This window comes from Citrobacter sp. Cf118 (assembly GCF_030334095.1).
Lineage (GTDB): Bacteria > Pseudomonadota > Gammaproteobacteria > Enterobacterales > Enterobacteriaceae > Citrobacter > Citrobacter freundii.
Genome location: NZ_JAOWES010000079.1, coordinates 38013 through 48425, shown reverse-complemented (window position 1 = coordinate 48425; position 10413 = coordinate 38013). Strand labels below are relative to the sequence as shown.

At 52.1% G+C, this 10413-nt stretch carries 12 protein-coding genes; 2 read left to right on the top strand and 10 right to left on the bottom strand.

Annotated elements, in window-relative coordinates; genetic code table 11:
- Window positions 1-142 precede the first annotated feature (142 nt).
- The 10 genes from yqjG to OGX67_RS08975 form a co-directional block, all read right to left on the bottom strand.
- A complete protein-coding gene (yqjG, locus tag OGX67_RS09020; RefSeq protein WP_032950281.1) occupies window positions 143-1129 on the bottom strand; it encodes a glutathionyl-hydroquinone reductase YqjG in 987 nt (328 codons plus the stop codon).
- Window positions 1130-1201: 72 nt separating this feature from the next.
- A complete protein-coding gene (locus OGX67_RS09015; RefSeq protein WP_003024847.1) occupies window positions 1202-1594 on the bottom strand; it encodes a DoxX family protein in 393 nt (130 codons plus the stop codon).
- A 172-nt stretch (window positions 1595-1766) separates the two neighbouring features.
- Window positions 1767-2066 carry a YqjK-like family protein gene (locus OGX67_RS09010; RefSeq protein WP_003024845.1) on the bottom strand — a complete coding sequence of 100 codons (300 nt, stop codon included), beginning with the start codon at window positions 2064-2066 and terminating at the stop codon, window positions 1767-1769.
- The gene (locus OGX67_RS09005; RefSeq protein WP_003024834.1) at window positions 2066-2461 is read right to left on the bottom strand and encodes a phage holin family protein; all 396 of its coding nucleotides are present in this window, start codon (window positions 2459-2461) and stop codon (window positions 2066-2068) included. Before OGX67_RS09005 ends, OGX67_RS09010 begins: the two co-directional genes overlap by 1 nt.
- A gap of 2 nt (window positions 2462-2463) precedes the next feature.
- On the bottom strand, window positions 2464-2769 hold the full coding sequence (locus tag OGX67_RS09000; protein WP_003024832.1) for an ElaB/YgaM/YqjD family protein: 306 nt from the start codon (window positions 2767-2769) through the stop codon (window positions 2464-2466).
- 33 nt (window positions 2770-2802) lie between these two features.
- Window positions 2803-3171, bottom strand: a complete 369-nt coding sequence (locus OGX67_RS08995; RefSeq protein ID WP_003024825.1) for a DUF1090 domain-containing protein — start codon at window positions 3169-3171, stop codon at window positions 2803-2805.
- Window positions 3172-3319: 148 nt separating this feature from the next.
- The gene (mzrA, locus tag OGX67_RS08990) at window positions 3320-3688 is read right to left on the bottom strand and encodes an EnvZ/OmpR regulon moderator MzrA (protein ID WP_162838710.1); all 369 of its coding nucleotides are present in this window, start codon (window positions 3686-3688) and stop codon (window positions 3320-3322) included.
- Window positions 3689-3706: 18 nt separating this feature from the next.
- Window positions 3707-4369 carry a DedA family general envelope maintenance protein YqjA gene (gene yqjA, locus OGX67_RS08985; protein WP_048218685.1) on the bottom strand — a complete coding sequence of 221 codons (663 nt, stop codon included), beginning with the start codon at window positions 4367-4369 and terminating at the stop codon, window positions 3707-3709.
- A gap of 348 nt (window positions 4370-4717) precedes the next feature.
- Entirely contained in the window at window positions 4718-5494 is a 777-nt protein-coding gene (gene exuR / locus OGX67_RS08980) for a transcriptional regulator ExuR (protein WP_003024817.1), read from the bottom strand.
- A 134-nt stretch (window positions 5495-5628) separates the two neighbouring features.
- The gene (locus tag OGX67_RS08975; RefSeq protein WP_003024814.1) at window positions 5629-6930 is read right to left on the bottom strand and encodes an MFS transporter; all 1302 of its coding nucleotides are present in this window, start codon (window positions 6928-6930) and stop codon (window positions 5629-5631) included.
- A 470-nt stretch (window positions 6931-7400) separates the two neighbouring features.
- Here OGX67_RS08975 and uxaC point away from each other — a divergent pair, with 470 nt between their 5' ends.
- Together uxaC and OGX67_RS08965 are read left to right on the top strand one after the other, a co-directional pair.
- The gene (uxaC, locus tag OGX67_RS08970; protein WP_257651757.1) at window positions 7401-8813 is read left to right on the top strand and encodes a glucuronate isomerase; all 1413 of its coding nucleotides are present in this window, start codon (window positions 7401-7403) and stop codon (window positions 8811-8813) included.
- A gap of 15 nt (window positions 8814-8828) precedes the next feature.
- On the top strand, window positions 8829-10316 hold the full coding sequence (locus OGX67_RS08965; protein WP_003024809.1) for a UxaA family hydrolase: 1488 nt from the start codon (window positions 8829-8831) through the stop codon (window positions 10314-10316).
- Window positions 10317-10413: the final 97 nt, after the last annotated feature.

The window sequence follows — 10413 nt, the reverse complement described above, 5'->3', positions numbered from 1 at the left end:
GGCTGGTCCGGCTGAAAATTGCCGACGTGTTTCCGTAAGGCCGGGAGAACCCGCATGGATGCGGGTTCAGGGCGCGTTTTACAGGGACGTTTCCTCGCGCCCGACCCGGTAGCCTGGAGGAATAAGCGGAGGCCAGTGTAAATCAGGCGAAACGCTCGTCACGCCCATGAGGTTCGCTGAGATCCTGCCACGGGCCGATTGAAATAATACCGGTCGGGTTGATTGTTTTGTGGCTACGGAAGTAGTGATGACGGATATGGTCAAAGTTGACGGTCTCCGCAATGCCCGGCATCTGGTAGATATCGCGCAGAAAACCGTACAGATTCAGGTAATCACTGATGCGGTGTTTGTCGCACTTGAAGTGGGTGACATAAACCGGATCAAAGCGCACCAGCGTGGTCCACAGGCGAATATCGGCCTCAGTTAGCTGGTCACCGGTCAGGAAGCGATGCTGACCCAGGATCTGCTCCAGTCGTGCCAGAGATTGAAAGACTTTTTCCACGGCATCGTCGTAGGCTTCCTGGCTGGTGGCAAATCCCGCTTTATACACGCCGTTATTGACGTTGTCATAAATCCAGCCGTTCAGCTCGTCGATTTTGCTTTGCAGGGCAGGTGGATAGTAATCCCCGGCTTTCGCACCCAGCGCATCAAACGCAGTGTTAAACATGCGGATGATTTCTGCAGATTCGTTGCTGACAATAGTGTGGTTTTTTTTGTCCCACAGTACCGGAACGGTCACCCGACCGCTGTAGTGAGGATCGGCGTGTAAATAGAGCTGATAAAGAAACTCGTGCTGATACAGGGTATCGCCGGTTGCCGCTGGGAAGTTGTCGTCAAAGGTCCAGCCGTTTTCCAGCATTAGCGGATGCACAACGGAAACGGAAATAAACGGTTCCAGCCCTTTAAGTTTACGCAAAATCAATGTGCGATGCGCCCACGGACAGGCCAGAGAAACGTACAGATGATAACGGTCTTTTTCGGCAGCAAAGCCACCTTCACCGGTCTGGCCAGGCGTGCCATCTGCGGTGAGCCAGTTACGGAAAGCCGATGCAGAACGTTGAAATTTCCCACCGGTTGATTTGGTGTCGTACCAAGTGTCATGCCAGACGCCGTCAATCAGTTGTCCCATGATTTTCGTCTCCTCAGATAGCAAAAGCGAGGAGATATCTCCTCGCTTTTTGATGTGTTCAGTATAGTTTGCTTACCACTTTTTATTCAGTACGCGGTCAATACTGAATGCGCCCGGACCGGTGATAGCCAGCAGCAGGAAGCCGCCTGCGATGGTCAGGTTTTTCATAAACATCAGAGAGTTCACACCTTCCGCAAAGTTACTGTGGAAGAGGAACGCCGTCAGCAGCGTGAAGCCTGCGGTGAACAGCGCGGTAGTACGGGTCAGGAAACCGAACAGAATTGCCAGACCGCCGCCAAACTCAAGCAGAATCACCAGCGGCAGCATAAATCCTGGGACGCCCATGGCTTCCATGTACTGTTGGGTACCTGCATATCCGGTGATTTTTCCCCAACCTGCGGTAATAAACAGGATTGGCATCAGAATGCGCGCTACCAGTACACCAACATCTTCTAATTTCTTCATCATACTCTCCAGGAAACCACTCAGGCGGCTTATTGTGTTTTTTGTGCAACGACGCTGCTGAGCGCGTCGTTGCTGTCGATGAAGAGAATAATAAACGTGGCTAATGAGAATTGTTAGCAAGGAAAACTGTCAGTATTTTTCAAAAATTTTGAGGTTGGGAGTAGGGAAGGGATTAGCCGCGCAGTTGCTGCTGTCTGATGGTCGATTTCACCAGACGCCAGATGCTCCAGACGCTAAAGCCGCGTTTGGCCCAGCGGACCAGCAGATTTGGGTTACGGATGGTGCGAACCGCCATAATACTGCTCCCGACTAACACCCAGCCGCGCAGGTTCAACAGCGTCTTCCAGCCACGATCGTAGACCTCGGTGGCTTCCAGCCAGTCGCGGCGAGTAGCAGACAGATCCAGCCGTTGCTGCTGGATCTGTCCAAGCAGTTGCGCCTTACGTTGTTGACGTTCGACTTTACTGCTCATTATGCGTCATCCTCCAGAGCCCGCCTGTCGTTCGCGAGTTCATTGCGCGTATGGCGTAGCAGCGTTGTTTTACGCGCTTTACGCAGCGTCCATATCCCGCCAATCAGCGCTAACAGCAACAGCACTACGGTGGTGGCAATCATGGCGTTCAGGCGGTATTGAGGGTCAATGGCCCAGATGATAAGTACCATCAGGCTCATCAGGCCAAACGCCGCGAACAGCATAGTCAGCCCAAGCATCAGCAGGATCTGGATGAGGTTGGCTTTTTCCTCTTCCAGCTCAACGACGGCCAGCCGCAGCCGCGTCTCTACGATCTCAACGAGAATCGTCAGGATCCGCTGTCCAATACCCAGTACGCCTTTGCCTGGACCTTGTGCGTGTTGAGAATCAGCCATTGTTAACGGCGCGACAGCAGTACACCAAGCACCACACCGACTGCAGCGCCAATGCCGACGCCTGTCCATGGGTTTTCGCGCACGTAGTTATCGGCTTTAGCCGCGGCCTCACGGGTCTGTTTGGCAATCACATCGCTGGTTTCACTCAGACGATGGCGGCTCTCGCGCAGCGCATGTTCGGCTTTGCTGCGAATTTTACTCATCTCTTCCTTCGACTTATCGCCAGAAGAGCTAAGTACTTCTTCAAGCGTATCCGCAAGAGATTTCAGCTCAGCGCGCAGGTTTTCCGTAGCATTATCTTTCGACATAGTTTTCTCCAGTTGAGTGGCTAGTTACCGTACTTAGTAATCGCGGGTCTCGAGTTCTTTTAGCTCTTTCTGAGCTTCAGCAAGCTTGTGTTCGCGCTTTGCGACCTTATCCGCATCGCCTTTTTGCTTAGCTTCGGCTAAGTCACGTTGACGCTCGGCAATCTCATTTTTCTGCTCGGCGATTTTTTTCTGATGGTTGGCGCGCAGTTTGCTGTCAGTACAGTTTGCCCTGACTTCGCTCAGCGCTTTGTTCAGCCCATTGATGCGGCTCTGATTATTGTGTTTTTCGGCATAGCTAATCTCCCGCTGAATGTCTTGTTCTTTTTCCTGACAGAGGGTGTTGGCGTAGCTGCCGGCACTTAGAGCGAAAAGGCTAATTGCCAAAGCGATGCGGTATTTCATTCTTGAACCTTCCATTGTGATTCGACCTCGTCGTTTAGGGTCGATGCTCCAGAATAATAAAACGTTGGGTCATAAGCCCAGTTTATTAATCATAGGCGCTAAACGGTGAAATCACCAAAGTGAGTGATCTAATTCAGATTCCTGGAAATTAACCAAAGCGGTGTGGAGTATCACGTAAGCGGGATAACCACTGCACCGCCTGATTATCATCATCCTGCTGAGCAATAACGAAACCGTGCGGTAACGTTCGGTCCAGCACGACCTTTGCGGCTGCGCTCTGCGCGCTGGAATCAAAGGTAATCAGCAGTGCGTCATTTTGCGGAGTGATGCTTTTAAAACGAATGCCGTTGGCATCCAGGTGATGCCAGATAGAGAAGCCATCAGGCATGCTGGCTCCCTGGTTTACGGCACGAATGGCAAGCGTTGATTCCTGCTGGCGAATGACAGACCAGGTCAGGAGCAACGCGCCAATGAACAACATAAAAGTGGTGGACCAGGCAAGTCGTCGGAGCGTTATGCATGATTTCAGCATAATTTATCCTCGGTTCCCGTATTTCTTCTTCCAAAGAACAACCAGTGAACCTGCCAGACCAAACACCAGTAACACCACAGGAAGCAGCATCAGACAAGACATCAGCTGATCTTCATACTTGAGAAACACCGGCGTTTTGCCCAGCAGATAACCAAGTGTTGTGAGAATCAAAACCCAAAGCAGTCCACTCATCCAGTTGAAGAACTGAAAGCGCGCATTGTTCAGGCCGGACAATCCTGCGATGGTCGGCAGTAATGTTCTGACAAACGCGATGAAGCGACCGACCAGCAGCGCAGACAAACCATGCTTATGGAACAGATGATGCGCGCGCTGATGGTAATGCGCGGGCAGATGAGATAGCCAGTTTTGTACTGTGCGGGTATTCCCCAGCCATCGCCCCTGGATATAGCTAAGCCAGCAACCCAGGCTGGCTGCGGTAGTGAGCAGCAGTAACGTTTGCGGGAAACCCATCGCGCCTTTGGCGATAAGTACGCCGACCAGCACCAGTAGACTGTCGCCAGGTAAAAAGGCCGCTGGCAGCAGTCCGTTTTCCAGAAACAAAATGGTAAATAGTACGAAATAGAGCATGCCAATCATGGAAGGATTGGCCAGCGTTTCAAAATCCTGAGCCCATAAAGCATTCAGTAATTGAGTCAGTAGTTCCATTCAATATTCCTGGAGAATCGGTTGTCGTCATGCCGGTTTTCTGGAGTTTGTAACGCCGCAATTTTATTGGTGTTTTTTACATGGATCGCGGTCTGACACAAATTCACGGCCTGAACTATTCCCTGTAAAGTTGTGAAGTAAGCAAGCTCTCAAACACAAAAATTCAAATAGCATCTAATTGTAACAAAGGTCAACGTTGTCCGTTATAGAAATTACGGTTGTTGAACTGTGATTTTGCTTATCGCAATGGAGGGAGGCGAGAGGATTTACACAGGCTGACACTTTATACCTAATGCTTACCAAGCAGGAGAAACAGGCGCTTTGTCGCGCCTGCATCGAAAAGATTGCTTATTTAGCGCTGTTAACTGCCGTATCGAGATGAACGACCGGATTTTCTGCAAAAAGATAACGATCGGCGTTGAACTCAAAATCATCGCTGGTCTCGTTGAATAACATGATTTTGGTATTCTCCAGGTGCTGCCACATCGCCAGTTTTGCCGCATTGGGATCTTTACGGATCAGTGCTTTGAGAATTTGATCATGGTCATCACACCAGTTATCGACGGTACGTGCGTCGATATGCTCGTGCAGTTTTTTCCAGTACGGGTTGTGGCTGCGCTGGGTCCACATTTTTTCCACGATGGCGGCCAGCGCTGAGTTCTGCGTGGCTAGCGCGACCTGAATATGAAACTGCAGATCCCATTCGGAATCGCGGAAGCATTTTTCATTCCGCGCATGCTCTTGAATGTCCATCAGTTTCATGATGTCTTGCTTGGTAACCTGCGTAGCAGCAAATTCAGCGATATTGCTTTCAATTAACTGACGAGCCTGAAGCAGCTCGAAAGGACCATAATTGGCGAATTCAAGCGATTCGTCGGTGGCCTGCTGGTGACGGGCCTGGTTCGAAATGACATGAATGCCAGAACCTTTGCGCACTTCTACATAGCCCTCAACTTCGAGCATGATAATCGCTTCACGAACCACGGTACGGCTGACATTTTTTTCATCGGCGATAAAGCGCTCTGCGGGGAGTTTTTCACCCACCAGATAGACGCCCTGCTCAATGCGTTCTTTCAGATCAGCGGCAAGTTGTTGGTACAAACGTCGTGGTTCAGTGATTTCCATATGCGCTCCAGGCATGATACGGCAGACTCTATTTGTTATACCACTTTTACGATTACGGCTCCACTCGCGACGTCAAAAAAGCCGCCAGATAACTGGCGGCTTAGCATGACAAAACCTTGTTAAATCTTGTCCGGTTAACTTTGCGCAGCGGGATCGCCAGTTTGCGACTCTGACTCTACCTCGCTGGCCGATTTGTTCTGCAATACTGTCCAGATGACTAACGCGCCGAGGAGGTCGAATACCGCCAGTACGGCAAACAGTGGGCTAAAGCCGATGGTGTCAGCCAGTGCGCCGACGACCAGCGCAAACAGCGTACTTGCAAGCCAGGCGGACATACCGGTCAGACCGTTCGCCGTTGCCACTTCATTACGACCAAACACGTCAGAAGAGAGTGTGATCAGCGCACCGGACAGCGCCTGGTGAGCAAAGCCACCGACGCACAGCAGGGCGATAGCAATGTATGGGCTGGTGAACAGACCGATCATCCCTGGGCCAATCATCAGCAATGCACCCATGGTGACGACCATTTTACGCGAAACGATCAGGTTAACGCCGAACCAGCGCTGGAACAGCGGCGGTAAGTAACCCCCAACGATACAGCCCAGGTCAGCAAACAGCATCGGCATCCAGGCAAACATCGCAATTTCTTTCAGGTTAAAGCCGTAGACTTTAAACATGAACAGCGGGATCCAGGCGTTGAAGGTCCCCCATGCCGGTTCTGCCAGGAAACGCGGCAGCGCGATGCCCCAGAACTGGCGGTTACGCAGGATCTGACCGAGCGACATTTTTTTCGAGGTCGCGTTTTTATGCTGTGATTCCTGACCATTCAGAATGTAATCACGTTCTTCATCAGACAGTTTTTTCTGGTCGCGCGGGTGTTTGTAGAACACAAGCCAGCACATCGCCCAGATGAAGCTCAGCGCACCGGAAATAATGAATGCCATCTGCCAGCTGTGCATGACGATGGCCCAGACCACCAGCGGTGGAGCAATCATCGCGCCGATAGAAGAGCCGACGTTAAAGTAACCTACGGCAATTGAACGCTCTTTTGCCGGGAACCATTCAGAACTGGCTTTCAGACCCGCAGGGATCATTGCGGCTTCAGCGGCACCTACCGCGCCACGCGCCAGCGCCAGTCCACCCCAACTGCCAGCCAGTGCGGTCGCACCACAGAAGACGGCCCACAGAACGGCGAACATCGCATAACCCACTTTTGTGCCGAGCACATCGAGCACGTAGCCGGCAACGGGTTGCATTACGGTGTAAGCAGCAGAATACGCTGCGATGATATAGGAATACTGTTGAGTGGAGATGTGTAACTCTTCCATCAGAGTTGGCGCAGCTGCCGCCACAGTGTTACGTGTCAGGTAACCCAGCACGGTGCCAAGTGTCACCAGTGCAATCATGTACCAACGTAACCCTTTAATTTTACGCATGTAAAACCTCATCGTTTTGTTATGTCCGCGAACGAGCGGTCATCTTCCAGTTCAGGGCGGAGGATGTTCTTTTACGAGGGGGGACCGAAAAAAGCCGGTACTCCCCGAACTTTGCCATGTCAATAATTGTGCTAATTCGGTTTCCGTACCGGTCAATCCGATGGATATCCATCGGTAATTTGCATTCCGTCGGCTTATGTATCGCGACGGCCAAAAGATAACTTGTCATACAGCTTTAAAAGGTGAGTGCCATCACAAAAGTGTGAATCTTCGTGTGGTCATTATTTCGATTCAGCAAAGCCAGAACTGGCGCGGCTTGACGCGTGATTTACCTCTTTGAGAGTAATTTTTTTGTCACCATTTGTTGATCTAACTCACGAAAATATCTTCAGCGTATAGAAATTGGTGTGATAACTTTGTCAACATCAAAACATAAGCAATCTGACGCACTCGTTGAGAGGAAGACGATAATGACCCCGTTTATGACTGAAGATTTCCTGCTGGACACCGAATTTGCCCGCGGTCTGTACCATGATTATGCCAAAGACCAGCCGATCTTCGATTACCACTGCCATTTACCACCGCAACAAATCGCTGAAAACTACCGTTTTAATAACCTGTATGACATCTGGCTGAAGGGTGATCACTACAAATGGCGTGCGATGCGTACCAATGGCGTCGCTGAGCGCTTGTGTACCGGCGATGCGTCCGATCGCGAGAAGTTTGACGCATGGGCCGCCACGGTTCCGCACACCATCGGTAACCCGTTGTACCACTGGACCCACCTCGAATTACGTCGTCCGTTTGGTATTACAGGTAAGCTGCTGTCTCCGGCAACGGCTGACGAAATCTGGAACCAGTGCAACGAGCTGCTGGCGCAGGATAAATTCTCTGCGCGCGGAATCATGCAGCAGATGAATGTGAAAATGGTCGGCACTACCGATGATCCGATCGACTCTCTGGAGCACCATGCGGCCGTTGCTAAAGACGGAAGCTTTGATGTGAAAGTGCTGCCGAGCTGGCGTCCGGATAAAGCCTTTAACATTGAGCTGGCGACCTTTAATGACTACATGGCGAAGCTCGGTGAAGTGTCTGACACGGATATCCGCCGCTTCAGCGACCTGCAAGCTGCACTGACCAAACGTCTTGATCACTTCGCAGCTCACGGCTGTAAAGTCTCTGACCATGCGCTGGATGTGGTGCTGTTTGCAGAATCTAACGAATCTGAGCTGGATAGCATTCTGGCGCGTCGCCTGGCGGGTGAAACCCTGAGTGAACATGAAGTGGCGCAGTTCAAAACCGCCGTTCTGGTGTTCCTCGGCGCTGAATACGCCCGTCGCGAATGGGTACAGCAGTACCACATCGGCGCGCTGCGTAATAACAACCTGCGTCAGTTCAAACTGCTCGGCGCGGACGTCGGCTTCGACTCCATCAATGATCGTCCGATGGCGGAAGAACTGTCCAAACTGCTGAGCAAGCAGAATGAACAAAACCTGCTGCCGAAAACCATTCTGTACTGCCTGAACCCGCGTGATAACGAAGTGCTGGGCACTATGATCGGTAACTTCCAGGGCGAAGGTATGCCGGGCAAAATGCAGTTCGGTTCCGGCTGGTGGTTCAACGATCAGAAAGACGGGATGGAACGTCAGATGACGCAGCTGGCCCAGCTCGGCCTGCTGAGCCGTTTCGTCGGCATGCTGACCGATAGCCGTAGCTTCCTGTCATACACCCGTCACGAATACTTCCGTCGTATTCTGTGCCAGATGATTGGCCGTTGGGTTGCTGCAGGTGAAGCACCGGCAGATATCCAGCTGCTGGGTGAAATGGTCAGAAATATTTGCTTCAACAATGCGCGCGATTATTTCGCCATTGAACTGAACTAAGGCCTGGGTGAAGGTATGCAATACATCAAGATCCATGCGCTGGATAACGTCGCGGTTGCGCTTGCTGATTTGGCTGAAGGAAACGAAGTCACCGTTGATGGGCAGGCGGTAATCCTGCGCCAGGCGGTCTCTCGTGGCCATAAATTCGCCTTATGCGATATTGCGAAAGGCGAAAACGTCATTAAATACGGTTTGCCAATTGGCCATACGCTGGTGGATGTTGCGGCGGGTGAGCATATTCATGCTCACAACACGCGTACCAATCTGAGCGACCTGGATACGTATCGCTACCAACCTGATTTTCAGGCGGAAGTTGCACAACCGGCGGATCGCGATGTGCAGATTTATCGACGCGCGAACGGTGACGTTGGGGTGCGCAACGAACTGTGGATCCTACCGACGGTAGGCTGCGTTAATGCCATGGCGCGCCAGATGCAGAACCGTTTTCTGAAAGAGACTAACGACGCCGAAGGAATCGACGGCGTGCATCTCTTCAGCCACACCTACGGCTGTTCACAGCTCGGCGACGACCACATTAATACTCGCACCATGCTGCAAAACATGGTGCGCCATCCGAATGCGGGTGCGGTGCTGGTGGTTGGTCTGGGCTGTGAAAACAATCAGGTGGATGCTTTCCGCGAAACCTTAGGCGAGTACGATCCTGATCGCGTTCACTTCATGGTCTGCCAACATCAGGAAGACGAAGTGGAAGCGGGGATTGAACATCTTCACCAGCTGTACAACGTGATGCGTAACGATAAGCGTGAACCGGGTAAGCTGGGCGAGCTGAAGTTTGGTCTGGAATGCGGCGGCTCTGACGGCCTCTCCGGTATTACCGCCAACCCGATGCTGGGCCGTTTCTCCGACTACGTGATTGCTAACGGCGGAACTACAGTGCTGACCGAAGTACCGGAAATGTTCGGCGCCGAGCAGCTGCTGATGGACCACTGCCGCGATGAAGAAACGTTTGGCAAGCTGGTCACCATGGTTAATGACTTCAAGCAGTATTTCATTGCCCACGACCAGCCGATCTACGAGAACCCATCGCCGGGCAACAAAGCGGGCGGTATCACCACGCTGGAAGATAAATCGCTGGGCTGTACGCAAAAAGCGGGCTCCAGCCAGGTGGTTGACGTGCTGCGCTACGGCGAGCGTCTGAAAACCCACGGCCTGAACCTGCTGAGCGCACCGGGCAACGATGCCGTCGCCACCAGCGCGCTGGCGGGCGCGGGCTGTCATATGGTGTTGTTCAGTACCGGTCGCGGTACGCCGTACGGTGGTTTTGTACCGACGGTGAAAATTGCCACCAACAGCGAGCTGGCAGCGAAGAAAAAGCACTGGATCGATTTTGACGCTGGACAGTTGATCCACGGTAAAGCGATGCCTCAACTGCTGAGCGAGTTTGTCGATACGATCGTTGAGTTCGCCAACGGTAAGCAAACCTGCAACGAGCGCAACGATTTCCGGGAACTGGCTATCTTTAAAAGCGGCGTAACGTTGTAATTACCCTTCATCTTTTGCACCACAGCTGTGTTGGCTGCGTTCGCCCACCCCGGTCACTTACTCATGTAAGCTCTCGGGGATGTGCGAACTTGCCGCC

Coding starts and splice junctions, on each gene's coding strand:
- OGX67_RS08965 (WP_003024809.1), top strand. CDS start 8,829: ATGCAATACATCAAGATCCATGCGCTGGATAACGTCGCGGTTGCGCTT.
- OGX67_RS09015 (WP_003024847.1), bottom strand. CDS start 1,594: ATGAAGAAATTAGAAGATGTTGGTGTACTGGTAGCGCGCATTCTGATG.
- OGX67_RS09005 (WP_003024834.1), bottom strand. CDS start 2,461: ATGGCTGATTCTCAACACGCACAAGGTCCAGGCAAAGGCGTACTGGGT.
- OGX67_RS09000 (WP_003024832.1), bottom strand. CDS start 2,769: ATGTCGAAAGATAATGCTACGGAAAACCTGCGCGCTGAGCTGAAATCT.
- yqjA (WP_048218685.1), bottom strand. CDS start 4,369: ATGGAACTACTGACTCAATTACTGAATGCTTTATGGGCTCAGGATTTT.
- uxaC (WP_257651757.1), top strand. CDS start 7,401: ATGACCCCGTTTATGACTGAAGATTTCCTGCTGGACACCGAATTTGCC.
- OGX67_RS08975 (WP_003024814.1), bottom strand. CDS start 6,930: ATGCGTAAAATTAAAGGGTTACGTTGGTACATGATTGCACTGGTGACA.
- yqjG (WP_032950281.1), bottom strand. CDS start 1,129: ATGGGACAACTGATTGACGGCGTCTGGCATGACACTTGGTACGACACC.
- exuR (WP_003024817.1), bottom strand. CDS start 5,494: ATGGAAATCACTGAACCACGACGTTTGTACCAACAACTTGCCGCTGAT.
- OGX67_RS09010 (WP_003024845.1), bottom strand. CDS start 2,066: ATGAGCAGTAAAGTCGAACGTCAACAACGTAAGGCGCAACTGCTTGGA.
- OGX67_RS08995 (WP_003024825.1), bottom strand. CDS start 3,171: ATGAAATACCGCATCGCTTTGGCAATTAGCCTTTTCGCTCTAAGTGCC.